This is a genomic window from Kitasatospora sp. NPDC085464, from assembly GCF_044541955.1.
Classification (GTDB): domain Bacteria; phylum Actinomycetota; class Actinomycetes; order Streptomycetales; family Streptomycetaceae; genus Kitasatospora.
Genome location: NZ_JBITTM010000038.1, coordinates 29,849 through 54,286, shown reverse-complemented (window position 1 = coordinate 54,286; position 24,438 = coordinate 29,849). Strand labels below are relative to the sequence as shown.

Below are 24,438 nucleotides of genomic sequence, written 5' to 3'. Positions count from 1 at the left end.
CCTCCGGGGGCCGCGGGCCCGCCGACGGCGTACCCCGCTCGGCCGAACCGCACCGCACCGGATGCCCGGCGCACCGCGGGACGGCTCACCCCCGCACGACGGACGGGACCCAGCGCATGACCACCGAGACCAGGCCCTCCGAGCCCGCCGACCACTCCGCCGCCCGGGCCGCGCTGCTCGCCGACCCCGGCCCGGTCGGCCGCCCCCGCCGCGAGGCGCTCGCCCGGCTCACCGACGACTGGCTGGCCGGGCTGCTCGCCGCCGCCGGAGCCCCGCCCGGCGTCGCCCTGGTCGCCGTCGGCGGGTACGGGCGTGGCGAGCTCTCCCCGCGCAGCGACCTGGACGTCCTGCTGCTGCACGACGGCCCGATCCCCCGCGAGCTTCCCGAGCGGATCTGGTACCCGGTCTGGGACGCGGGCGCCAAGCTCGACCACTCGGTGCGCACCGTCGCCGAGGCCCGGGCGGTCGCCGCCGCCGACCTCAAGGCCCAGCTGGGCCTGCTGGACGCCCGCCACCTCGCCGGGGACCCGGCGCTCACCGCCGAGCTGCGCGCCGCGGTGTTCACCGACTGGCGCGCGAGCGCCCCCGCACGCCTGCCCGAGCTGCGCGAGCTGGCCCGCGAGCGGGCCGAACGGCACGGCGAGCTGTCCTTCCTGCTGGAGCCGGACCTCAAGGAGGCCCGCGGCGGCCTGCGCGACGTGGTCGCGCTCGACGCCGTCGCCGCCAGCTGGCTCGCCGACGCGCCCCGGGACGGCCTGGACGCCGCCGCGCTGCGCCTCGCCGACGTCCGCGACGCGCTGCACCTGGTCACCGGCCGGGCCACCGAGCGGCTGAGCCTGCAGGACCAGGACCAGGTCGCCGAACGGCTCGGCGTGCTGGACGCCGACACCCTGCTGCGCCAGGTCTACGAGGCCGCCCGGACCATCGCCTACGCGAGCGACGTCACCTGGCGGGCGGTCGAGCGGGTGCTCGCCGCCCGCAGCGGCCGGGGCCGGCGGGCCGTGCGGCGCGCCTTCCCGTTCGCCGCGCCGTTCACCGGAGTCGGCCGCGGCGCGGGCGCGGTGGCCCGGGGCGCGGTCGAGCGCCGCCCGCTCGCCGAGGGCGTGGTCGAACAGGACGGCGAGGCGGTGCTGGCCCAGGGCGCCCGCCCGGCCGCCGACCCGGTGCTGCCGCTGCGCGCCGCGGCCGCCGCCGCGCAGAACGGGCTGACCGTCTCGTACGCGACGGTGCGCCGGCTCGCCGCGGAGTGCCGTCCGCTGCCGGTGCCCTGGCCGGACGAGGCGCGCGAGCAGCTGGTCACCCTGCTGGGCGCGGGGGAGGCGGCCGTCCCGGTGTGGGAGGCGCTGGAGGCGGAGGGGCTGGTCACCCGGCTGCTGCCGGACTGGGAGCGGGTGCGCTGCCGTCCGCAGCGCAACGCCGTGCACCGCTGGACGGTGGACCGGCACCTGGTGGAGACGGCGGTGAGGGCCGCCGCGATGACCCGCCGGGTGGCCCGGCCCGACCTGCTGCTGGTCGCCGCGCTGCTGCACGACATCGGCAAGGGCTGGCCCGGGGACCACAGCGAGGCCGGCGAGGTGATCGTCCGCGACCTCGCCCCCAGGATGGGCTTCGGCCCCGAGGACACCGAGACCCTGGCGGTGCTGGTCCGCCACCACCTGACCCTGGTGGACACCGCCACCCGGCGCGACCCGGACGACCCGGCCACCGTCGAGGCGATCACCAAGGCGGTCACCACCCTGCCGGAGCTTGAGCTGCTGCACGCGCTCACCGAGGCGGACGCACTGGCCACCGGCCCGGCCGCGTGGAGCAGCTGGCGGGCCTCGCTGGTCGGCGGCCTGGTGGCCCGGGCGGCCGACCGGCTGGCCGGGGCCGGCACCGCGCCGGTGGAGGCGGCGCCCACCGCCGAGCAGGAGCGGCTCGCGGTCGAGGCGGCCCGCACCGGTGAGCCGGCGCTGTCGCTGCACGCCCAGGCCGAGGGGGCGGACCCGGGCACCGAGCCGATGGGCGTCGAGCTGACCCTGGCCGTCCCCGACCGCCCCGGGCTGCTCGGCACCGTCGCCGGGGTGCTCGCGCTGCACCGGCTGACCGTCCGCTCGGCCGGACTGCGCGAGCTCGACCCGATCGGTGCCCGGCCCGTGCTGCTGCTGTCCTGGCGGGTGGCGGCCGAGTTCGGCGAGCTGCCCGAGGCGGCCCGGCTGCGGGCCGACCTGCGCCGGGCGCTGGACGGCTCGCTGGACGTCGAGCGGCGCCTCGCCGAGCGGGACGCCGCCGCCCCGCGCCGCCGGGGCATCCCGACCCCGCCGCCGCTGGTCGCGGTGGCGCCCGCAGTGGCCTCGGCGACCGCGACCGTGCTGGAGGTCCGCGCGCACGACGCCCCCGGGCTGCTGCACCGGATCGGCCGGGCGCTGGACGGGGCGGGCGTCCGGGTACGCACCGCGCACGTCTCCACGCTGGGCGCGGAGGCCGTCGACTCCTTCTACCTGACCGACGCGCAGGGCCGCCCGCTGGCCGCCCGGCGGGCCGGGGAGGTGGCGGCGGCGGTCCGGGCGGCGCTCGGCTGACGGGCGCCGGGAGCCGGGGTCGACGATGTCCGCGAACGGGGGTGGAGACCTCACCCGGGGCGGCCGGATACCCTGGGGGACGACGACCGTACCGATACCGATGCCGCAGAGGACCCGCGACGACGTGTTCGACACCCTTTCCGATCGCCTCGCAGCGACGTTCAAGAACCTCCGGGGCAAGGGCCGCCTCAGCGAGGCGGACATCGACGCCACCGCCCGCGAGATCCGCATCGCGCTGCTGGAGGCGGACGTCGCGCTGCCGGTCGTCCGGGCCTTCATCAAGCAGGTCAAGGACCGCGCCCTCGGTGCCGAGGTCTCCGGCGCGCTGAACCCGGCGCAGCAGATCATCAAGATCGTCAACGAGGAGCTCATCGCGATCCTCGGCGGCGAGACCCGCCGGGTGCGGTTCGCCAAGAGCGGCCCGACGGTCATCATGCTCGCCGGTCTGCAGGGTGCCGGTAAGACCACCCTCGCGGGCAAGCTCGGCCACTGGCTGAAGCAGCAGAAGCACACCCCGCTGCTGGTCGCCTGCGACCTCCAGCGCCCCAACGCGGTCAACCAGCTCCAGGTCGTCGCCGAGCGCGCCGGTGTGGCCTTCTACGGCCCGCAGCCGGGCAACGGCGTCGGCGACCCGGTGCAGGTGGCCAAGGACTCGATCGAGTACGCCAAGCAGAAGCAGTACGACGTCGTCGTCGTCGACACCGCCGGCCGCCTGGGCATCGACGCCGAGCTGATGCAGCAGGCCGCCGACATCCGCGCCGCGGTGAACCCGGACGAGGTCCTGTTCGTCGTCGACGCGATGATCGGCCAGGACGCGGTCACCACCGCGCAGGCCTTCCTCGACGGCGTGGACTTCACCGGTGTCGTGCTCTCCAAGCTCGACGGCGACGCCCGCGGCGGTGCCGCGCTGTCGGTCGCGCACGTCACCGGCCGGCAGATCATGTTCGCCTCCAACGGCGAGAAGGTCGACGACTTCGACGCCTTCCACCCGGACCGGATGGCCTCGCGCATCCTCGGCATGGGTGACGTCCTCTCGCTGATCGAGAAGGCCGAGCAGACCTTCTCGCAGGCCGAGGCCGAGAAGATCGCCGCCAAGCTGCGCGGCGGCCCGAAGCAGTTCACCCTGGACGACTTCCTGTCGCAGCTGGAGCAGGTCCAGAAGATGGGCTCGATCTCCAAGCTGCTCGGCATGCTGCCCGGCATGGGCCAGATCCGGGACCAGATCAACAACATCGACGACAAGGACGTCAACCGGGTCGGCGCCATCATCAAGTCGATGACCCCGACCGAGCGCGCCGAGCCGGAGCTGATCAACGGCTCCCGCCGGGCCCGCATCGCCAAGGGCTCGGGCGTCCAGGTCGGCGAGGTGAAGAACCTGGTCGAGCGGTTCTTCGAGGCCCGCAAGATGATGTCCGCGATGGCCTCCGGCAAGGGCATGCCCGGCATGCCGGGGATCCCGGGCATGGGCGGCGGCTCGAAGAAGTCCGGCAAGAAGGCCCCGCAGGCCAAGGGCAAGCGCAAGAGCGGCAACCCGCTGAAGCGGGCGCAGGAGGAGGCCGCGGCCGCCGAGCGCCGCGCGCTCGGCCCGGGCGCCGGCCAGCCGGCCGACGGCGGCGCGTTCGGCCTCGGCGCGGGCAAGGGCCCGGCCGACTTCGAGCTGCCCAAGGAGTTCAAGGACCTGCTGTAGGTCCCGACCGGTCCTGGATCCGTCCGGGACCGGTCCTGGTCGGTCCTGGTCGGTCCTGGTCGGCCCGTCGTCCGGTGTTTCCGGGCGGCGGGCCGATCGTGTGTCCGATGATGGGGGCATGCGAGTGACGATCAGGGCCCCGAGGGCAGAAGACGCGGTTGTGTACGCCGACGCGGTCCGGCGGTCCGCGGACCACATCGGCCGGTGGAACCCGGTCGAGCCGGACGGGCTGCCCGAGCTGCTGGAGCGCCAGGGCGCGGGGCTGCGCACCTTCCTGATCCTCGACGGGGAGACCGGCGGGCTGGTCGGCAAGGTGAACGTCGCCAACATCGTGATGAGCCGGTTCTGCAACGCCACGCTGGGCTACGACGCGTACCTGCCGTTCGCCGGCACCGGGCGGATGACCGAGGGCATGCGGCTGGTCCTGGACCGCTGCTTCGCGCCGCAGTCGGCCGGCGGGCTGGGGCTGCACCGGCTGGAGATCAACGTGCAGCCCGACAACGAGCGCTCGGTCGCGATGGCCAAGCGGCTGGGCTTCCGGCACGAGGGCTTCTCGCCGCGGATGCTGTTCCTGCAGGGCGACTGGCGCGACCACGAGCGGTTCGCGCTGACCGCCGAGGAGTGGCCCGGCGCCGCGGCCTAGGCGCCGGTGGGGGCGCCCCGGCACAGCCGCCGGTGGGCAGGCGGAGCCGCTGGTGGGCAGGCGGAGCCGCTGGTGGAGGCGCCCGGCACAGCGGCTGGTGGGAGGGGTTCGGGGCGGCCGCGCGGCCGGCTCCGGGCGCCCCCGGGCGGGCGCTCGGGCGCGGCGTTGCGGTTGGCCCGCCCGAGCACCTGTCCGTATCGTCCGGTGGGTGACCGAACCCGTGCCGCCGCGTCAGACCCCCGACCAGCCCTGGCGCTCCGAGGGCGCTCCGCCCCCGCCCCCGCCCCGACGGCGGATGCCCGGCGGCTGGACCGGTCTCGTCCTCACCGCCCTCGTGGTGTTCCTGATCTCCGACGTGCTGCTGTCCGTCTTCGGCAACGAGGGCGCCACCACGATCTCGTACACCGAGTTCAACAACCAGCTGAACAAGGGCAACATCACCAAGATCTACGCCAAGGGCGACGCGATCGAGGGCACCCTCAAGACCGCTCAGCCCAAGCCGGACGGCGGCAATGGCGACTACACCGAGTTCGACACCCAGCGGCCCTCCTTCGCGAACGACAACCTGTGGGCCACGCTGCAGCAGCAGGGCGTCGAGGTCACCGCCACCTCGCCGGTCCAGCAGCGCAGCTTCCTCACCAACCTGCTGCTCTCGCTCGCCCCGATGCTGCTGCTGATCTTCATCTGGGTGCTGCTCGCCCGCCGGATGGCCGGCGGCCTCGGCGCCGGACCGCTCGGGCGCAAGACGCCGCCCAAGCCGGTCACCGCCGAGCAGGGCAAGCGCACCACCTTCGCCGACGTGGCCGGCATCGACGAGGTCGAGGCCGAACTCACCGAGGTCGTCGACTACTTGAAGAACCCCGACCGGTACCGCAAGCTCGGCGCCAAGATGCCGCGCGGCGTGCTGCTGAGCGGGCCGCCCGGGACGGGCAAGACCCTGCTGGCCCGGGCCGTGGCCGGCGAGGCGGACGTGCCGTTCTTCTCCGCGTCCGCCTCCGAGTTCATCGAGATGATCGTCGGCGTCGGCGCCAGCCGGGTCCGCGAGCTGTTCGCCGAGGCCCGCAAGGTCGCCCCGGCGATCATCTTCATCGACGAGATCGACACCATCGGACGCCAGCGCGGCGCGGGCGGCGGCATGGGCGGGCACGACGAGCGCGAGCAGACGCTCAACCAGATCCTCACCGAGATGGACGGCTTCAGCGGCTCCGAGGGCGTCATCGTGATCGCCGCGACCAACCGGTCCGACGTGCTCGACCCGGCGCTGCTGCGCCCCGGCCGCTTCGACCGGCGGATCACCGTCAGCCCGCCCGACCGGGAGGGCCGCGCCGCCATCCTGCGCATCCACACCCGCACCGTCCCGCTGGCCGGCGGCACCGACCTCCGGCAGCTGGCGAAGGTCACCCCTGGGATGACCGGCGCGGAGCTCGCCAACCTGGTCAACGAGGCCGCCCTGCTGGCCGTCAAGCGCCAGCAGGACGCGGTCAACGAGCGGGACCTCTCGGACGCCCTGGAGAAGGTCCAACTGGGCGCCGTGCGACCGCTGGTGATGCCTCAGGAGGAGCGCGAGCGGACGGCGTACCACGAGAGCGGGCACGCGCTGCTGGGCATGCTCCAGCCCGGCGCGGACCCGGTCCGCAAGATCACCATCGTGCCGCGCGGCCGGGCGCTCGGCGTCACGCTCTCCACCCCGGAGAACGACCGCTACTCGTACACCGAGCCCTACCTGCGCGGCCGGATCATCGGCGCGCTCGGCGGCATGGCGGCCGAGCAGGTGGTCTACGGGGTGATCACCACCGGTGCGGAGAGCGACCTGGAACAGGTCACCAACATCGCCCGCGGGATGGCCGGGCGCTGGGGGATGAGCGAGCGGGTCGGCCGGCTCACCGCGGTGCCCTCGGACCCGCAGGGCGCGTACGGGCTCTCCGCCGCGCCGACCACCCTGGACGCGGTGGACGAGGAGGCCCGGCGGATCGTCTCCGAGTGCTACGACGACGCGGTCCGGCTGCTGACCGAGCAGCGGCACCGGCTGGACGCACTGGCGGCGGCGCTGCTGGAGGCGGAGACGCTGGACGAGGAGGCGGCGTACCGGGCGGCGGGGGTGCCGCGGGACGGGGACTCCGAGGGGGCCGCCGCGGGGGTCGAGGGGGCCTCCGCGGGGTCCGCGGGGTCCGCCGGGGCCTCTGCGGGGTCCGGGGGGTCCGCCGGGGCCTCTGCGGGGTCCGAGAAGCGTGAGGGGCCTGAGGGGCCTGAGGGGCCTGAGGGGCCCGACGGGAAGTCGCTCGGCCGGGCGTGACGCCGGCTGCCGGGGGCGCTCGCCACTGCGGCGGGCGCCCCCGGTTCACGTCTCCTAGCGAGGCCGCTCGGCGACCAGGTAGCGGAACACGTTCTCCATCCGGACCGAGCCGTCGGCGCGCAGGTACGGCTGCAGCGCCTCCTCCAGCTCCTTGGCCACCAGTGAGGCGCCGGAGAACTCCTCGGCCGCCTCGAACAGGCCGGTGGAGAGCAGGCCGCGGACCGCGCTGTCGAGGTCCGCGTAGGCGAACGGGCAGCTCACCCGGCCGCTGCCGGCCGGGCGCAGGCCGGCCGGGCCGAGCAGGTCCTCCAGGGCTCCGGGCGCGCTGAGCTCGAACGGGTCGCGCGAGGTGGTGCGGCCCGCCATCCGCCGGGCCACGTCCAGCACCAGGGCGCTCTCGCAGCGCTCCGGCGGGCCCCAGGCGGCGAGCACCACGTGGCCGCCCGGAAGGGTGAGCCGGGCGGCCTCGGCCACCACCGGGAGGGGATCGACGGCGCCGGGCAGCTGCTCGAAAACCGTCACCAGCGAATGGGCCGAGCGGGCGACGGCGGCGGTCGGCCGGGGCCCGGCGCACACCCGCAGCCGGCGGTCGCGGGCCAGCTCGCGCAGCTCGTCCCGCGGCTCCTGCCCGGCGACCTGCGCGCCCCGCCCGGCGGCCAGCAACAGGGCCAGTCCGGACCGGCAGCCCAGGCCCAGCACGCTGCTCGCCGGGCCGACCTCCAGCCGGTCGTAGACCGCCTCGTAGAGCGGCACCAGCATGCGTTCCTGGATCTCCGCCCAGTCGCGCGCCCGCGCGGGCCCGGCTGCCCCGGGCTGCGGGTGGTGCGCGCGTGCGCCTGTTGGTCGTACGGTCGTGCCGGTCGTCCGAGCTGAAGCCATCGCGGCCTCCCATCCGGTCCTTCGGTGTGCTGCTACGGCTCCCCCAAAGTCCCGCCCCACTCCAGCGAACAGCGGGTCGGGCCCGGCGTCCAGAGGGGTGCAGGGTGGTGCGCGCGTGTCGCGGTGGTGCGCCCCCCGCCCCGCGGGCCGGTCCGGCGCCGACCGCGGGCGTGACACCGACGCGGGTGTGAATCCGATTCGAAGTCAGGGGGTCGCTCCCCGTACCATTCGCCCCATGGCTAAGGCACCCGTTCTCACCCCTCAGGCGGAAGACTTCCCGCGCTGGTACCAGGACCTCATCAACAAGGCCGAGCTGGCCGACAACGGTCCGGTGCGCGGCACCATGGTCATCCGACCGTACGGCTACGGCCTGTGGGAGCGGATGCAGCAGGAGATGGACGCCCGGATCAAGAAGGCCGGCGCGCAGAACGCCTACTTCCCGATGTTCATCCCGCAGTCCTACCTGACCAAGGAAGCGGAGCACGTCGAGGGCTTCGCGCCCGAACTCGCGGTGGTCACCCACGGCGGCGGCAAGCAGCTGGAGGAGCCGGTCGTCGTCCGGCCCACCTCCGAGACGATCATCAACGAGTACTTCTCGAAGTGGGTGCAGAGCCACCGCGATCTGCCCCTGCTGATCAACCAGTGGGCCAACGTGGTCCGTTGGGAGCTGCGCCCGCGCGTCTTCCTGCGCACCACCGAGTTCCTCTGGCAGGAGGGCCACACCGCCCACGCCACGTACGAGGACGCCCGTGAGTACGCCTCGATGATCCACACCCAGGTCTACGGCGACTTCATGACCAACGTGCTCGGCATCGACGTCGTGCTGGGCCGCAAGACCGCCAAGGAGCGCTTCGCCGGCGCCATCAACACCCTCACCCTCGAAGGCATGATGGGTGACGGCAAGGCGCTGCAGATGGGCACCAGCCACGAGCTGGGCCAGAACTTCGCCAAGGCGTTCAACACCACCTACCAGCTCCAGGGTGCCGAGCGCGAGCACGTCTGGCAGACCTCCTGGGGCGTCTCGACCCGCATGGTCGGCGGCCTGATCATGTCCCACGGCGACGACAACGGCCTGCGGGTGCCCCCGCGTCTGGCCGCCGTCCAGGCCGTCGTGCTCGCGATCAAGGGCGACGACGCGGTCATCGCCAAGGTCCGCGAGATCGGCGCCCGGCTGGAGGCCGTCGGCGTCCGGGTCGTGGTCGACGACCGCACCGACACCCCGTTCGGCCGCCGCGCCGTCGACTGGGAGCTCAAGGGCGTTCCGCTGCGCATCGAGGTGGGCCCGCGCGACCTGGAGAACGGCACCGCGATGCTGGCCCGCCGTATCCCGGGCGGCAAGGAGCCGGTCTCCATCGACGCCCTGGCCGAGCTGGTCCCGGGCGTGCTGGAGGAGGACCAGGCGCTGCTGCTGCGCCAGTCCCGCGAACGCCGCGAGTCCCGTACGGTCGACGTCAAGAACATCGACGAGGCCGTCGAGGCCGCCGCGACCGGCTGGGGCCGCATCTCCTGGGCCGAGCTCGGCGCGGAGGGCGAGGCCAAGCTGGCCGAGCAGGGCGTCACGGTGCGCTGCATCGTCGCGGCCGACGGTTCGGTGCCGCTGGCGGACGACCAGGACGGCAACATCGCGATCGTCGCCCGCGCGTACTGAGATCGGCTCCACCTCCGTTCCGGGCCGTTCCGGGTCGTTCCGGGTCGTTTCGGGGCTCTTCCGCGATCCGGGGATGTCCGCCGGATGTGCGCCGGTTGTTCGTTACCCGCAGGTAATGACCCTCGGCGGCGACATTTGCCCGGAATGCGGATGGGTAAGAATCCGGTAACTCTTCCGGGGGACTCCCGACCGTGGACATCCCTACTGGCCGGTCAACTCCCGGTATTAACGGAATAGCGGTACGGTGTACGGCCCGTGGCCCTGTCAATCAGGCGGGACCACGGGCCGTACGTCCTGGGGGCGACAGCCCGCCCCCCGGGACGGAATTCACCAGGTCCGCCGACTCTGCGACGGGCCGAAACAGGCAGGGGGTTGGTCTTGCGTCAGATCCGGAGCGTGCAATTCGCGCGCGACCTGGCATTCCTGGGAGTTCCCTGTGAATTCCCGAAGAACGGGAACATGCGGAACATCGGCTCGCACTCCATCGTTGGTCTAGCGTGAGCACGACACAGCCCCTCGTTCTCGCGGCCGAACTGGCCGCCGCCTGGAGCGACATCCAGGCCTACCACCAGGACCTCCCCGACCTGGCCTCGCCCGAGGCCCTGATCGGCGAATCCTCCTCGGCCTGTGGCACGCGGCTCGGTTTCGAGCGGCTCCTCCACGAGGCTGCCCACGGTCTGGCCGCGGCCCGGGACATCCGGGACACCTCGCGGGCCGGCCGCTACCACAACCGGCGCTTCCTGATGCTCGCTTCCGAGCTGGGCCTGGCACACCCGGTCGAGCCGCACGCGAGCAGCGGCTTCTCCCAGGTGACCATGCTCAAGGAGACCCAGGAGCGCTACGCCGGGACCATCGAGCGCCTGGACCGCGCCCTCGGCGCACACCAGGAAGCGGTGGCCGGCGACGGCTCGACGCGTGCCTTCCGCGGTCCTGCCGCCCGGCACGGCTCCTCCGGGGGCGGCGTCCGGGTCAAGGCGGTCTGCGGCTGCGGACGCAACGTCCGGGTCGTGCCGTCGGTGCTCGCGCAGGCGTCCATCGTCTGCGGCGCGTGCCAGCAGCCGTTCAAGATCGCGTAAGTGGTCGACGGCCCGGCGGGGCTGCTGTGCGGGCAGCGGTCCGGCCGGATCGAGCGGCACGACAGGCGCGTGAGCGCGTACGCGCCGTGCGGCGGGACGGTCGCACGGCGGATCGGTACGACGGCAGGGCGGTGACCGGCGCTACGCGCGGATCGGCGGCCACGGGCGGAACAGCCGCCACGGGCGGATCGACGGCCACGAGCGGGACAACAGCAGAGCGGGACAACGACAGAGCAGTACGACGGTGACTTCGTGGGCTGGACCGGGAGCGGGGGCTCCCGGTCGAGCCCTGATCCGTCTCCCGGCCCGTGTGCAGGCGGTTCGCGCCGGTATGGCAGAATGGACAGCTGAGTACTCGGCAGCCGAGCAGGACCCCTCTCTCCTACGGCTGGCGTGTCCCTTGAACGGTCCGCCCCGCAACCCCACGCGATGGCGCGCCCGCTCACCCACGTCAACACCAGGAGAATCCACTCCCGTGGCAGTCAAGATCAAGCTCAAGCGTCTCGGCAAGATTCGCTCCCCGCACTACCGCATCGTCGTCGCCGACGCTCGCACCAAGCGTGACGGCCGCGCGATCGAGGAGATCGGCATCTACCAGCCGACCTACAACCCCTCGAAGATCGAGGTCGACAGCGACCGCGCCCAGTACTGGCTGTCCGTCGGCGCCCAGCCGACCGAGCCGGTGCTCGCCATCCTGAAGCTGACCGGCGACTGGCAGAAGTTCAAGGGCCTGCCGGCTCCGGCCCCGCTGAAGGTCGCGGAGCCGAAGGTCGAGGACTTCTCGCACCTGTTCGCCAAGGCCGTCGCCGGCTTCGAGGACGCCACCACCGGCGTCGCCATCACCCCGAAGGCCAAGAAGTCGGACAAGGCCGAGGCTGAGGCCGACGCCGCCGCCGAGGCCTGATCGTGATCGAGGACGCCCTCGACCACCTGGTGAAGGGCATCGTCGAGCACCCCGACGAGGTGCAGGTGCGTTCGCGCAACCTGCGTCGGGGCAACACCATCGAGGTGCGAGTGCACCCCGATGACCTCGGCAAGGTGATCGGCCGGGGCGGCCGCACGGCACGCGCTCTGCGCACCGTGGTCGGCGCCCTCGGCGGTCGCAACGTCCGGGTCGACCTGGTCGACGTGGACAACATCCGCTGACGCAGCTGCTCGTTCAGCCGTCAGGGCTTGGGGCCGACCGGGACGCATGTCGTCCCGGTCGGCCTTTTCTCGTTTCCCGGCAGCGCCCCGCGGCGCCGCCCTCGCACCACCGCACCAGCGCACCACCGCACCAGCCCATCGCACCATCGCACCAGCCCTGCGCACCGGCCCGTCGCATTGCGTCGGGCGTTCGTTTCGGCTCAGGAACTCCAGGAGAACGATCACCGTGCAGCTCGTCGTCGGCAAGATCGGCCGTGCCCACGGCATCAGGGGGGACGTCAGCGTCGAGGTCCGCACCGACGAGCCGGAGCTCCGGCTCGGCCCGGGCGCCGTCGTGCTCACCGACCCGGCGTCGGTCGGGCCGCTGACCGTCGAGTCCGGCCGGGTGCACAGCGGCCGGCTGCTGCTGCGCTTCGCCGGCGTCAAGGACCGCAACGCGGCCGAGGCGCTCCGGGGCACCCTGCTCATCTCCGAGGTCGACCCGGAGGAGCGTCCCGACGACCCGGAGGAGTACTACGACCACCAGCTGATCGGCCTGGACGTGGTGCTGCTCGACGGCACCCTCGTCGGTGAGCTGACCGAGGTCGTCCACCTCCCGTACCAGGATCTGCTCACGGTGAAGAAGGCCGACGGCACGGAGGTGCTGGTGCCCTTCGTCACCCAGATCGTGCCGACCATCGACCTGGAGAACCAGCGTGCGGTGATCACCCCGCCGGCCGGGCTGATCGACCCGGAGCAGGCCGACGTCGCCGGTACGTCCTCGGCGGAGCGCGCCGAGGAGTCGGCTGAGGGTTCGACCGAGGGTGCGGCCGAGGGGTCGGAGGAGTCGCGGTGACCGTCGAGGAGAACGGTGCCGTGCAGGGCGACGCCGTGCCCGGCGGTGCTGCGCAGAGTGGTGCGGTGCAGGGTGGTGGCGTGCCTGGCGGTGGCGTGCAGGGTGGTGGCGTGCAGAGCGGGATGCGCATCGACGTCGTCACGATCTTCCCGGAGTACCTGGAGCCGCTGAACATCTCGCTGGTCGGCAAGGCCCGTGCGCGCGGCCAGCTGGACGTGCACGTCCACGACCTTCGCGAGTGGACCCACGACGTGCACCGCACGGTGGACGACAGCCCGTACGGCGGCGGGCCCGGCATGGTGATGAAGCCCGAGCCGTGGGGCGAGGCGCTGGACGCGGTGGTCGCCGGCGGGCCCGAGGGCGAGCTGCCCACGCTGGTCGTCCCGACCCCGAGCGGGCGCCCGTTCACCCAGGAGCTCGCCCAGGAGCTGGCCGGCCGACCCTGGCTGGCCTTCACCCCCGCGCGTTACGAGGGCATCGACCGCCGGGTGATCGAGGAAGCCGCCACCCGCATGCCGGTGGTCGAGACCTCGATCGGCGACTACGTCCTGGCCGGTGGCGAGGTCGCCGTCCTGGTGATGGTCGAGGCGATCGCCCGGCTGCTGCCCGGGGTGCTCGGCAACGCCGAGTCCCACCGCGACGACTCCTTCGCGCCGGGTGCGATGGCGGACCTGCTGGAGGGCCCGGTCTACACCAAGCCCGCCGAGTGGCGCGGCCGGACCGTGCCGGACGTGCTGCTCAGCGGCAACCACGGCCGGATCGCCCGCTGGCGGCGCGAGCAGGCTTTCGCCCGCACCCTGGCGAACCGCCCCGACCTGGTCGAGCGCTGGCAGTACGGCGCCTTCGACAAGAAGGAGCGGGAGGCGCTCAGCATCCTCGGCCTGGCCTGGGACGAGCAGCTCGGCCGATTTCGGTCCGTGGCCGGTGGTGTGGAAGAATAGGCCGCTGCTGTCTGTCGTTGGTCCCCTCCCGTAGGGGGCACGTGGACCGGCGCCCCCGCCACGGGGGGAACGTCGTCAGCCGATGCGGCCCGCAGCAGACCCCATTGTGACGATTTTCCGTGGGCGGCCCGTGGCGCCTGCGATGGAGAGCAACATGAGCAACAAGCTCGCTGCTGTCGACGCGGCCTCGCTGCGTTCCGACATCCCGGCCTTCCGCGCCGGTGACACCCTGAAGGTCCACGTCCGGGTCATCGAGGGCAACCGCTCCCGTGTCCAGGTCTTCCAGGGCGTCGTCATCCGTCGCCACGGCGCCGGCGTCGGTGAGACCTTCACCGTCCGCAAGGTCAGCTTCAACGTCGGCGTGGAGCGCACCTTCCCGGTGCACACCCCGGTCGTCGAGAAGATCGAGGTCGTGACCCGCGGTGCGGTTCGCCGCGCCAAGCTGTACTACCTGCGTGACCTCCGCGGCAAGGCCGCGAAGATCAAGGAGAAGCGCGACCGCTGATCCACCGGCCCCCGGCCTCGCCGGGGGATCGGAGCGCTCTCGGGGGTCGAACGACCGCAAGGTAAGCTCACCCCCCGATGAGCACGCACGAACCACCCGCGGACCGCGACGGCAGTCCCGCACCCACCGGTGCGGACTCGCTGTCGCGGTCCGCGGCCGTTCCCGGCGGAGTTCCGGCGGGAGTTCCCTGCGGTACTCCGGACGTCGTCCCCGATGAGGCGGAGGCCGGTACGGCCGCCGCTGCCCCCGCCGACACCGCCCGGGATGGCGCCGAGCAGGGGGGCGCCGGGGAGCCGGGCAAGGGCGCTGAGCCGGAGCACGCGGAGCGGGAGGACGGCGCGGAGCAGCAGGACGGCGCAGAGCGAGAGGACGGCGCCGAGCAGGAGGAGGAGTCGGGCCATTCGCGTTCGCGTGACCTGCTGCTCTTGGCGGGGATCTGCCTGGCGTTCCTGCTCCTGGTGAACGCCTTCGTCGCGCGTCCGTTCGCGGTGCCCTCCGGGTCGATGGAGGACACCCTGCGCACCGGCGACCGCCTGATCGCCAACCAGCTCGCGTACGCCTTCGGAGGCCACCCCCAGCGGGGCGACGTCGTGGTCTTCGACGGGACGGGATCCTTCCGGCCGGAGTCCGCGAAGCCGCAGGGCTTCTGGGCCGACGCGCGGTCGGTCGCGCTGGACCTCGGCCTGGCCCCGGCCGGGGACACCATCTACGTCAAGCGCGTGATCGGCGTCGGCGGTGACCGGGTGACCAGTACCGGGCCGGGCGCGCCGATCACCGTCAACGGAGTGCCGGTGGACGAGACCTCCTACCTGTCCCCGGGGGACGACCCGTCGAGCGTGGCCTTCGACGTGGTGGTGCCGGCCGGCGAGCTGTGGGTGATGGGCGACCACCGCAGTGCCTCCCGTGACTCCCGCGACCACCTGGGCGAGCCCGGGGGCGGTTTCGTGCCCGAGAAGAAGGTGATCGGCCGGGCGGACTGGGTGGTCTACCCGTTCTCGCGCTGGACCGGTCTGGACCGGCCCGCGGCCTTCGCCGCGACTGCGGGGACGGGTGGTCATGGGGACCAGAGGTAGGGGTCGGCTCGCCGACCGACCGGCCCGCGAGCCGGACGGCGGCGCTCCGGTGGGCGCCGGCCCGACCGGGACCCCGCCGGTGCGCGGCCGGGCCGACCGCCGGCGCAGTGCCCGCCGGGCGGCGAGCCGGCGCAAGCGTTCGCTGGTGCGCGAGATCCCGATGATCATCCTGGTGGCCCTGCTGGTGGCACTGGTGATGAAGACCTTCCTGGTCCAGGTGTTCGTGATCCCCTCGGGTTCGATGGAGCAGACCATCCTGGTCGGCGACCGGGTGCTGGTGGACAAGCTGACCCCCTGGTTCGGCAGTGAGCCGCAGCGCGGCGACGTGGTGGTGTTCAAGGACCCGGGCGGCTGGTTGGAGAGCGACCGCAAGCCCTCCGGCGACGGCCCGGTGCTGGGTGCGGCCAAGCAGGTGCTGACCTTCGTCGGGCTGCTGCCGTCCGACAACGAGCAGGACCTGATCAAGCGGGTGATCGGTGTCGGAGGGGACACCGTCGAGTGCTGCGACGCGCAGGGGCGGCTCAGCGTCAACGGGCACCCGGTGGACGAGACGTACCTCGCACCCGGCAACCCGCCGTCCCGACAGCCCTTCAAGGTGAAGGTGCCGCAGGGCCGACTGTGGGTCATGGGCGACCACCGGGACGTCTCCGCCGACTCCCGGTTCCACATGGGCAACCCGGGCCAGGGCACGATCCCGCTGAGCGGCGTGGTGGGTCGCGCGTTCGTGATCGCCTGGCCGCTGGACCGCTTCCATCAACTCGACGTGCCGAGTTCACTCTCCTCTCTCGACCGGGCTCCGCAGGCCGGTGGAACTGCCGGGGAATCCGTGGGCGTTGGGCCGGTTCCTGTGGAACCCCCGCTCGTTATGGGTGTGTTGGGCATCCTTCCGCTCGTCGTTCGTCGGCGGGGGCGGCCTCCGGAGTGAGCCGCGCCGGCCGCCGACCGGCCGGGCCTCGCGTGTGGGACCGCGAGCCGGATGCCTTGGAGTGATAGAGAAGTGCAGGTGCGGCCGGGAGCGGTCCCGGTCGTGCGTCAGGCTGTGCTGGTGTCAGGGGAGCCCGTAGTGGGAAGTCCTGGGGCGGTCATGGTCGTGGCGAGCGTGGTGCCCGCTGTGCGGCACTCTGAGCGCGGGCGCGCGGGCGTCCGCACAGCAGGGAGGAGACGTTGTGGGGGATTTGGTGATCGGTGCCCGTTCGGGCGCCGGAGAGCCCGAGGGCCCAGGCCGTCGGGCGGCCCGGTCCGCCGAGCCCTCGGCACCCTCGGCCGCGGTTGACGACGCGGCGGCCCAGACCGCCGACGAGCAGGGCGCGGGGTCCGAGGAGTCGCCGGAACCCTCGCGCTCGGAGAGCGGATCGGCGGACGGGTCGGAGTCGGAGTCTCCGGCCACGCCGCGCAAGCCGCGCTCCTTCTGGAAGGAACTGCCGATCCTGATCGGCATCGCGCTGATCCTCGCGCTGGTGATCAAGACCTTCTTCGTCCAGGCGTTCTCCATTCCGTCGGAGTCGATGCAGAACACGCTCCAGGTCGGTGACCGCGTCCTGGTGGACAAGCTGACCCCCTGGTTCGGGGCCGAGCCCGAGCGCGGCGAGGTCGTGGTCTTCCACGACCCGGGCGGCTGGCTGAACGACGAGCCGTCCCAGCAGAGCAGCAACTCCTTCGTCCGCGGTGTGCAGGACGTGCTCAGTTTTGTCGGCCTGATGCCCTCCGCCAACGAGAAGGACCTGATCAAGCGGGTCATCGCGGTCGGCGGCGACACCGTCGAGTGCGAGGGCGAAGGACCGGTCAAGGTCAACGGGGTCGCGCTCAACGAGCCGTACATCTACCCGGGCAACACCCCCTGCGGTGACCACCCCTTCGGGCCGGTCAAGGTGCCGAAGGGACGGATCTGGGTGATGGGCGACCACCGCGCCAACTCGCTGGACTCCCGCTTCCACATGGACCAGCCCGGTGGTGGCACCGTCCCGGTGGACAACGTGATCGGGCGCGCCTTCGTGGTGGCCTGGCCGATCCCCCACTGGTCGACGCTTCCGGTGCCTGCCACCTTCGACCAGAAGGGCCTGGCGGCGGCCGCGCCGATGGCACCCCCCGCGGCCGGTGCGGTGGGGGCCGTCGCCCTGCTGCCGCTGGTGCGTCGGGTACGGGGCCGGGCGGAGGACCGGAAGGGGTCCTGAGCTCCACCGGGTTGTCCCCGACTCTTGCGCGGGCCGTGGTACCGACGAGTAATCTGCTCGGACGTGCCACGGCCCGTCGGCGTTCCCGCCGGTGCCTCCGGCGTGCCAGTGTTCTCCGGTCGGCCAGAGGTGGACGGTGTCGATGAGCAGTGTCGTGGAGCAGACGGCCGACCGCCCGGCCGCGCCCGTCCGCGAGCGCCCGCGCCTCGCCGCGGCGCTGCAGGGCGTCGCGCTGGCGCTCGGGCTGGTGCTGATGATCGGCGGCTTCGCCCTCATCGCGGTCGACTACCGGCCGTACAACATCCCCACCGCGTCGATGCACCCGACGCTGCAGATCGGGGACACCGTGCTCGCCCGCAAGGTCGGGAGCGCGGCTGTCGGGCGGGGCGACGTGGTGGTCTTCCGGGACGATGCCTGGGGCGGCGAGCTCATGGTCAAGCGGGTGGTCGCGGTCGGCGGGGACACCGTCGCCACCAGCGGGGACAACCGACGGCTGACGGTCAACGGACAGCCGGTGGACGAGCCCTACCTCGCGACGCAGGGCCGGCAGGGCGAGTCGTTCAGCGTGACGGTGCCGCAGGGCCGGCTGTTCATGCTCGGCGACAACCGCGTCGGCTCGCTCGACTCCCGCACCCACCTGGAGGTCGACGGCGGCACCGTCCCGGCCACCGCCGTCGAAGCCAGGGTCGAGGCCACACTGAAGCCCTTCGGACGGGCCGGCCTGCTCGACCGCACCCCGGCCTTCGACGGTTTCGCGGGGCCGAGGGCGTCGCAGCCCGGCCCGCTGGAGCCCGCCGCCTACGCCACCGTCGCCGGTGCGGCACTGATCCTGGTGACCTCGGCGGTGGGCGGGGTGGCCGGCCTGGCCCGTCGGCTCCGCCGGGGGCGCAGCTCCTGAGCGGGGCCGTCGCGGCGCGGGCCGCTCTGCTGAACATCGCCCCGGACGGACGCGCCGGGTGGCAGGATCGGTAGCGCCACCGATGCGAACGGAAGGAGCGTGAAGAGCTGCCATGACGGCACAGCGTCGCAAGGCGGCGCGGATCCTGCTGCTGGACGGGCTGGACCGCATCCTCCTCTTCCTGGGCGCCGATCCGGCCGTTCCCGGGGAGACGTGGTGGTTCACGCCCGGGGGCGGCTTGGAAGCGGGGGAGGACGTGCGCGAGGCCGCCGAGCGGGAGCTCGCGGAGGAGACCGGCTTGCGGGGTGTGGACCTCGGGCCCTTGGTGGCGTACGGCACGGTGTCGTTCTCCTTTCGGGGACAGCGCTACGAACAGGAGCAGTGGTTCCACCTGGCCCGGACCACGGAGACGGGCCTTGACCGGTTCGGCACGGCCGCCGACGAGCACGCCCAACTGCTCGCGGCGCGCTGGTGGACGGTCGAGGAACTGAGGGGGACCGGCGAGACGGTCTATCCGGCCGGCCTGGTGGACTTCCTGGAACGGCTGCTGGTCGAGGGCCCGCCGGTGGACCCGGTACGGCTCTGACCGTGGGTGCGGTGGTCCACAATGGGTGGACGTGACAAATGAGGGGACGCCTGGATGAGTGCCGAAGATCTCGAAAAGTACGAGACCGAGATGGAGCTCAAGCTCTACCGGGAGTACCGGGACGTCGTCGGCCTGTTCAAGTACGTGATCGAGACCGAGCGACGGTTCTACCTCACCAACGACTACGAGCTGCAGGTGCACTCGGTCCAGGGCGAGGTGTTCTTCGAGGTGTCGATGGCGGATGCGTGGGTCTGGGACATGTACCGGCCGGCCCGGTTCGTCCGCAAGGTCCGGGTGCTGACCTTCAAGGACGTGAACATCGAGGAACTCGCGAAGAGCGATCTGGAGCTGCCCTCGGACGAGTCCGGCTTCGGGAACTGACGTTGAACGACTCCGCCCCGCGTTGTCCAGCCGAATTTCGCGGGGACGGGGCTTCTCACCCCTGCGGGTGACAGAAGTTGTCCACAGGCCCGAGTTATCCACAGGGAAACGTGATTTCCGGGCCTCGTGGTGCGCAGTGGTGCAGCCTCCTCGGCGGAGGTGGTCACCATGCAGCACACCGTCACGCAGGACCAGGCCGTACCGGACACGGCCGCGCTGGAGGCCGTACCGGACGCGGCTGTTCCGGGTCCGGCCGAACCGGACACGGCCGCACCGGCCCCGGCCGGAGCCGGGAAGAAGCCGCAGGGAGCGTCGGACCGCAGCACCCGGACCGGGCTCGGCCGCTACGGGGAGCGGGTCGCCGCCCGCCGCCTGGCGGAGTCCGGGCTCCGCATCCTCGACCGCAACTGGCGCTGCGTCGAGGGCGAGCTGGACATCGTCGCCCTCGACGGCGACACCGTGGCGGTCTGCGAGGTGAAGACCCGCTCCGAGCGGGGGTTCCAGCAGCCCACCGAGGCCATCGACCGGGCCAAGGCAGCACGGCTGCAGCGCCTGGCCGAGCGCTGGATGGCCGAGCGCTGGCCCGGCCACTTCGCCCGGCTGGCCGGGGCCGACGACGACGTGGCGCCGACGGATCCGCACTGGCCGCCCGCCCCGCCGGGCGGGGTGCGGATCGACCTGGTCGCCGTGGTCAACCGGGCGCGGGGTGCGGCCCTGGTCGACCACCTGCGGGGGGTGGTCTGAGATGGCCTTCGCCCGTACCTGCTCCGTCGCGCTGGTCGGCGTCGACGGGGTGATCGTCGAGGTCCAGGCCGATCTGGAGCCCGGGGTGGCCGCGTTCACCCTGGTCGGCCTGCCCGACAAGGCGCTCACCGAGGCCCGCGACCGGGTCCGCGCTGCGGTGGTGAACAGCGGCGAGGCCTGGCCGCAGCGCAAGCTGACGGTCGGCCTCAGCCCCGCCTCGGTGCCCAAGAGCGGCAGCGGCTTCGACCTCGCGGTGGCCTGTGCCGTGCTGGCAGCCGCCGAGCGGCTCGACCCGTCGTCCATCGCCGAACTGCTGGTCATCGGCGAACTGGGGCTGGACGGCCGGGTGCGGCCGGTCCGCGGGGTGCTGCCCTCGGTGCTGGCCGCGGCCGACGCCGGATACGAACGGGTCGTGGTCGCCGAGCAGACCGCGCCCGAGGCCTCGCTCGTCCCCGGCGTGACGGTGATCGGTGTCCGCAGCCTGCGCCAGCTGGTCGCGATCCTCACCGGGGCGACGGCACCGGAGGAGCCGCCCGATCCGATCAGCGGCCGACCGGATCCGTTGATGGCCGGGCTGATGCTGCCCAGCGCCGGCGTGCGGGGCCTGCCCGACGACAGGGCGGCCCGCCTCGACATGGCCGACGTGGCCGGTCAGTACGAGGCACGGCGAGCCCTGGAGATCGCCGCCGCCGGAGGACACCACCTCTACCTGAAGGGGCCGCCGGGCGCGGGCAAGACCATGCTGGCGGAGCGGCTGCCTGCGCTGCTCCCGCCGCTGACCCAGAAGGAGGCCCTGGAGGTCACCGCCGTGCACTCGGTGGCGGGCCTGCTCCCGGTCGGGCGCCCGCTGATCGACACCGCGCCCTACTGCGCCCCGCACCACTCCACCACGATGCCCGCGATCGTCGGCGGCGGCAGCGGGCTGCCGAGGCCGGGAGCCGTCTCACTGGCCCACCGGGGCGTGCTGTTCCTGGACGAGGCGCCGGAGTTCCCGGTCCGGGTGCTCGACGCGCTGCGGCAGCCGCTGGAGTCGGGGCAGATGGTGATCGCCCGATCGGCCGGGTCGCTCCGGCTCCCGGCCCGCTTCCTCCTCTGTCTGGCCGCCAATCCCTGCCCGTGTGGCCGGCACTCACGGCGGGGCGAGGGCTGCGAGTGCACCCCCACGATGGTCAGCCGCTACCAGGGGCGGCTCTCCGGGCCGTTGCTGGACCGGGTCGACCTCCAGGTCCAGGTCGCTCCGGTGACGAGGGCCGAACTCATGGAGCGGGACGCCTCGGCGGAGAACACCGAGACCGTCGCCGCCCGGGTGCTGGCCGCCCGGGAGCGTGCGGCCGCCCGGCTGGCGGAGACGCCGTGGCGGACGAACGCGGAGGTGCCGGGCCACGAGCTGCGCACGCGCTGGCAGCTCGCGCCCGGCGCGCTCAACGACGTCGCGCGCCAGCTGGAGCGGGGCATGCTGACCGCCCGGGGTCTGGACCGGGTGCTCCGGGTCGCCTGGACGGTCGCCGACCTCGCCGGCCGCGACCGGCCGGACCAGCGGGACGTGCGCACCGCCCTGGTCCTGCGCACGGGGGTCGAGCACGGGCTGCCACTGACCGAACGGATCTTCGGCCGCCTCGGGGGCATCCCGGCCCAGCGCGGCGGTCCGCCGGAGGACGGACCGCCGGGGCGGGGCAGCGAGCGGACCGGGAACGCGGAGGACGAGGCATGAACCAGCCGGTGCAGCACCCCCACGGCACGACCGGGGTCGAGGCCGACCCGGCCGTCGCCGCGACGGCGTCCGAACCCGAGCGCCTCGCCCGCGTCGTGCTCAGCCGGCTCAGCGAACCGGGCGACGCGGTGATCGGCCGCTGGCTTGGACAGCTCCCCGCCGTCGAGGTGGTCCGGGCGATCCGGGACGGGACGGTGCCCGACCATCCCGGGCTCGACTCCACCCGGCTGACCGGGTACCAGGCGAGGCTCCCGGGGCCGGACCCGGAGACGGACCTGAAACGGGTACGGCGCGTCGGTGGACGGTTCATCATTCCGGGGGACACGGAATGGCCCAGCCAACTCGACGACCTGGGGGACGGACGTCCGATCGGCCTCTGGACGACGGGCACCGGCTCGCTGCGGCTGCTCGCGCTCCGCTCGGTCGCGATGGTGGGCTCCCGCGCCTGCACGGCCTACGGCGCCCATGTCGCCGGAGAGCTGTCGGCCCAACTCGCCGAGCGCGGTTGGGTGGTGGTGTCCGGCGCCGCCTACGGGATCGACGCGGCCGCGCACCGCGGCGCACTCGCCGTCGGCGGGATGACCGTCGCGGTGCTCGCCTGCGGAGTCGACGTGGCCTATCCCAAGGGGAACGCCGAACTGATCCGACGGATCGGTGTCCAGGGCCTGCTGGTCAGTGAACTCCCGCCCGGGGAGCACCCGACGCGCTTCCGCTTCGTCCTCCGCAACCGGGTCATCGCGGCACTCACCCGGGGCACCGTGGTGGTGGAGGCGGCGGTCCGCAGCGGAGCCCTGAGCACGGCGAGACGCGCGCGCGACCTCAACCGCCACACCATGGGCGTCGCCGGCCCGGTGACCTCGGAGCTCTCGGCCGGTGTGCACGCCCTGATCCGCAGCGGCGGCGCCACCCTGGTCACCGACGCTGCCGAGATCACCGAGCTGATCGGGGCGATCGGGGACGACCTGGCCCCGCAGCGCAGCGGACCGGTGCTGCCGCGCGACCTGCTGGAGCCAGCGGTGGCCAGGGTCCTGGAGGCCGTGCCGGCGACGGCGGAGGGCGCGCCGGTGGAGCGGCTGGCTCGCCAGTCCGGGCTCCTGCCGGACGAAGTGCTCCAGCGGCTCTACGAGTTGGGCTCGCTCGGCTACGTCGAGCGACACGGCGCGCACTGGCGCATGGTGCGGAGGAGGTGACCGCCGGAGCGGAGAACACCCGTGCGCCGGGGGAGGGCGTGTCCGAACCGCCCGGCTGACCTGCTGATCCGGTTCTTCCGCTCGTGTGCCCGGATCCGGTGAGTGAACGCCACCGGATCGGGGGACGACCGAGTGGCGGTAGCGCTTTGCAGTGAGTTGGTCACGCTACGCTCCACATGCCTTCCCTATCAGCACATGACTCGGCAGAACGGCGCAGACCAACGCATGCCCACACACATTCCCGGACACAGAGTGACCGGTGGCGCTCGGTCCTCGGGAGGGCCGCGGACCGAGCGGCGCCCCTCGACCGAGTTCCCGTCCAAGTCGGCGGGGACGATGGGAGGCCTGTCGCGGCAGGGCGGCCGGCCGACGGTGGTGCCAGGCCAGCCCGCGGAGGCGACCCAGGGGGCCGAGGCGGTCCGTGCCGCCGACGTGCCGGTGGGCACTCCCGCCGACCCGCCCGGAGACACCGGGCAGGCCGGGCAAGCCGGCAGGGACGTCGCGGTCCGGGGCCGCAGCGCACTCGAAGAACTCTGGCGCTCCTACAAGGAGACCGGCGACCAGCGGCTGCGTGAGCAGCTGATCCTGCACTACTCACCGCTCGTCAAGTACGTGGCGGGGCGGGTCGGGGTCGGTCTGCCCTCCAACGTCGAGCAGGCGGACTTCGTCTCCTCCGGGGTCTTCGGGCTGATCGACGCGATCGAGAAGTTCGACATCGACCGCGCCATCAAGTTCGAGACCTACGCGATCAGCCGGATCCGTGGCGCGATCATCGACGAGCTGCGCGCCCTGGACTGGATCCCGCGCTCGGTGCGGCAGAAGGCGAAGGCGGTCGAGCGGACGTACGCGACGCTGGAGGCCCGGCTGCGCCGGACGCCGCACGACCCGGAGGTCGCGGCCGAGATGGGCATCGCGATCGAGGACCTGCACGCCATCTTCAGCCAGTTGTCGCTCGCCAACGTGGTGGCGCTGGACGAGCTGCTCCACCCGGTGGGGGAGGGCGGCGACCGGCTGAGCCTGGTGGACACCCTGGAGGACCACGGCGCGGACAACCCGGTCGAGGTGGCCGAGGACCGCGAGCTGCGCAGGTTGCTGGCCCAGGCCGTCAACACCCTGCCCGAGCGGGAGAAGACCGTGGTGACGCTCTACTACTACGAAGGTCTCACCCTCGCCGAGATCGGGCAGGTGCTGGGGGTGACGGAGAGTCGGGTGAGCCAGATCCACACCAAGTCCGTCCTCCAGCTGCGCGCCAAGCTCTCGGACGTCCGCTAGCGCGCGGATCCGGTCGCGCGTCCACTCGGCAGTGCGGCCGCCGCGGCCGCCGGACCTGCCCGGGACTGGCACGGCCGCCGGGACTGCCGGACCTGCCGGGACTGCCCGGCTTACCAGGACTGCCGGGGTTGCCTGCGGCTGCCCGGGTCGGGACTGCGGGGCGGCGCCCGCGCCGGCCTCTCATGCGCGGCGCCTTAT

General features: G+C 73.1%; 22 protein-coding genes. 21 read left to right on the top strand and 1 reads right to left on the bottom strand.

Annotated features, from left to right (window positions below; genetic code table 11):
* Positions 1-116 precede the first annotated feature (116 nt).
* The 4 genes from ACIGG8_RS30195 (at position 117) to ftsH (ending at position 7,184) form a co-directional block, all read left to right on the top strand.
* Positions 117-2,561 (top strand): [protein-PII] uridylyltransferase, encoded by a 2,445-nt coding sequence (locus ACIGG8_RS30195; protein WP_396551902.1) that lies wholly within the window; start codon positions 117-119, stop codon positions 2,559-2,561.
* A 124-nt stretch (positions 2,562-2,685) separates the two neighbouring features.
* Positions 2,686-4,248, top strand: a complete 1,563-nt coding sequence (gene ffh / locus ACIGG8_RS30190) for a signal recognition particle protein (RefSeq protein WP_350524631.1) — start codon at positions 2,686-2,688, stop codon at positions 4,246-4,248.
* Between the two features lie 118 nt (positions 4,249-4,366).
* Positions 4,367-4,891, top strand: coding sequence for a GNAT family protein (locus ACIGG8_RS30185; protein WP_350524592.1), 525 nt, complete (start codon positions 4,367-4,369; stop codon positions 4,889-4,891).
* A gap of 208 nt (positions 4,892-5,099) precedes the next feature.
* Entirely contained in the window at positions 5,100-7,184 is a 2,085-nt protein-coding gene (ftsH, locus tag ACIGG8_RS30180; protein ID WP_396551901.1) for an ATP-dependent zinc metalloprotease FtsH, read from the top strand.
* Positions 7,185-7,238: 54 nt separating this feature from the next.
* Here ftsH and ACIGG8_RS30175 read toward each other — a convergent pair whose 3' ends face one another.
* A complete protein-coding gene (locus ACIGG8_RS30175; protein WP_396551900.1) occupies positions 7,239-8,063 on the bottom strand; it encodes a class I SAM-dependent methyltransferase in 825 nt (274 codons plus the stop codon).
* 235 nt (positions 8,064-8,298) lie between these two features.
* Between ACIGG8_RS30175 and proS the strand changes: the two genes are divergently transcribed.
* The 17 genes from proS to whiG all read left to right on the top strand — a co-directional run bounded on the left by proS (position 8,299) and on the right by whiG (position 24,240).
* Positions 8,299-9,711 carry a proline--tRNA ligase gene (gene proS, locus ACIGG8_RS30170; RefSeq protein ID WP_350524589.1) on the top strand — a complete coding sequence of 471 codons (1,413 nt, stop codon included), beginning with the start codon at positions 8,299-8,301 and terminating at the stop codon, positions 9,709-9,711.
* Positions 9,712-10,208: 497 nt separating this feature from the next.
* A complete protein-coding gene (locus ACIGG8_RS30165) occupies positions 10,209-10,787 on the top strand; it encodes a hypothetical protein (protein WP_350524588.1) in 579 nt (192 codons plus the stop codon).
* Between the two features lie 475 nt (positions 10,788-11,262).
* A complete protein-coding gene (gene rpsP, locus ACIGG8_RS30160) occupies positions 11,263-11,691 on the top strand; it encodes a 30S ribosomal protein S16 (protein WP_045700219.1) in 429 nt (142 codons plus the stop codon).
* A 2-nt stretch (positions 11,692-11,693) separates the two neighbouring features.
* On the top strand, positions 11,694-11,933 hold the full coding sequence (locus ACIGG8_RS30155) for an RNA-binding protein (RefSeq protein ID WP_030056773.1): 240 nt from the start codon (positions 11,694-11,696) through the stop codon (positions 11,931-11,933).
* A 226-nt stretch (positions 11,934-12,159) separates the two neighbouring features.
* On the top strand, positions 12,160-12,768 hold the full coding sequence (gene rimM, locus ACIGG8_RS30150; RefSeq protein ID WP_396551899.1) for a ribosome maturation factor RimM: 609 nt from the start codon (positions 12,160-12,162) through the stop codon (positions 12,766-12,768).
* 122 nt (positions 12,769-12,890) lie between these two features.
* A complete protein-coding gene (gene trmD, locus ACIGG8_RS30145) occupies positions 12,891-13,709 on the top strand; it encodes a tRNA (guanosine(37)-N1)-methyltransferase TrmD (RefSeq protein ID WP_396551929.1) in 819 nt (272 codons plus the stop codon).
* Positions 13,710-13,863: 154 nt separating this feature from the next.
* Positions 13,864-14,214: a 50S ribosomal protein L19 gene (gene rplS, locus ACIGG8_RS30140; protein WP_063347674.1), complete on the top strand. Its 351-nt coding sequence runs from the start codon at positions 13,864-13,866 to the stop codon at positions 14,212-14,214.
* Between the two features lie 77 nt (positions 14,215-14,291).
* A complete protein-coding gene (lepB, locus tag ACIGG8_RS30135) occupies positions 14,292-15,287 on the top strand; it encodes a signal peptidase I (protein ID WP_396551898.1) in 996 nt (331 codons plus the stop codon).
* A complete protein-coding gene (lepB, locus tag ACIGG8_RS30130) occupies positions 15,271-16,212 on the top strand; it encodes a signal peptidase I (RefSeq protein WP_396551897.1) in 942 nt (313 codons plus the stop codon). The genes lepB (ACIGG8_RS30135) and lepB (ACIGG8_RS30130) overlap by 17 nt, the downstream gene beginning before the upstream one ends.
* Positions 16,213-16,453: 241 nt before the next feature.
* A complete protein-coding gene (lepB, locus tag ACIGG8_RS30125; protein ID WP_350524584.1) occupies positions 16,454-17,458 on the top strand; it encodes a signal peptidase I in 1,005 nt (334 codons plus the stop codon).
* 142 nt (positions 17,459-17,600) lie between these two features.
* Positions 17,601-18,356: a signal peptidase I gene (gene lepB, locus ACIGG8_RS30120; RefSeq protein ID WP_396551896.1), complete on the top strand. Its 756-nt coding sequence runs from the start codon at positions 17,601-17,603 to the stop codon at positions 18,354-18,356.
* Positions 18,357-18,468: 112 nt separating this feature from the next.
* Complete coding sequence (locus ACIGG8_RS30115) at positions 18,469-18,942, top strand: NUDIX hydrolase (protein ID WP_396551895.1); 474 nt, start codon at positions 18,469-18,471, stop codon at positions 18,940-18,942.
* Positions 18,943-18,996: 54 nt separating this feature from the next.
* The gene (locus ACIGG8_RS30110; protein WP_030056781.1) at positions 18,997-19,323 is read left to right on the top strand and encodes a DUF2469 domain-containing protein; all 327 of its coding nucleotides are present in this window, start codon (positions 18,997-18,999) and stop codon (positions 19,321-19,323) included.
* 168 nt (positions 19,324-19,491) lie between these two features.
* On the top strand, positions 19,492-20,067 hold the full coding sequence (locus tag ACIGG8_RS30105) for a YraN family protein (protein WP_396551894.1): 576 nt from the start codon (positions 19,492-19,494) through the stop codon (positions 20,065-20,067).
* A gap of 1 nt (position 20,068) precedes the next feature.
* Positions 20,069-21,778 (top strand): YifB family Mg chelatase-like AAA ATPase, encoded by a 1,710-nt coding sequence (locus ACIGG8_RS30100; protein ID WP_396551893.1) that lies wholly within the window; start codon positions 20,069-20,071, stop codon positions 21,776-21,778.
* Positions 21,775-22,968: a DNA-processing protein DprA gene (gene dprA, locus ACIGG8_RS30095; protein WP_396551892.1), complete on the top strand. Its 1,194-nt coding sequence runs from the start codon at positions 21,775-21,777 to the stop codon at positions 22,966-22,968. Before ACIGG8_RS30100 ends, dprA begins: the two co-directional genes overlap by 4 nt.
* Positions 22,969-23,406: 438 nt before the next feature.
* Entirely contained in the window at positions 23,407-24,240 is an 834-nt protein-coding gene (gene whiG, locus ACIGG8_RS30090; RefSeq protein WP_396551928.1) for an RNA polymerase sigma factor WhiG, read from the top strand.
* Positions 24,241-24,438 lie beyond the last annotated feature (198 nt).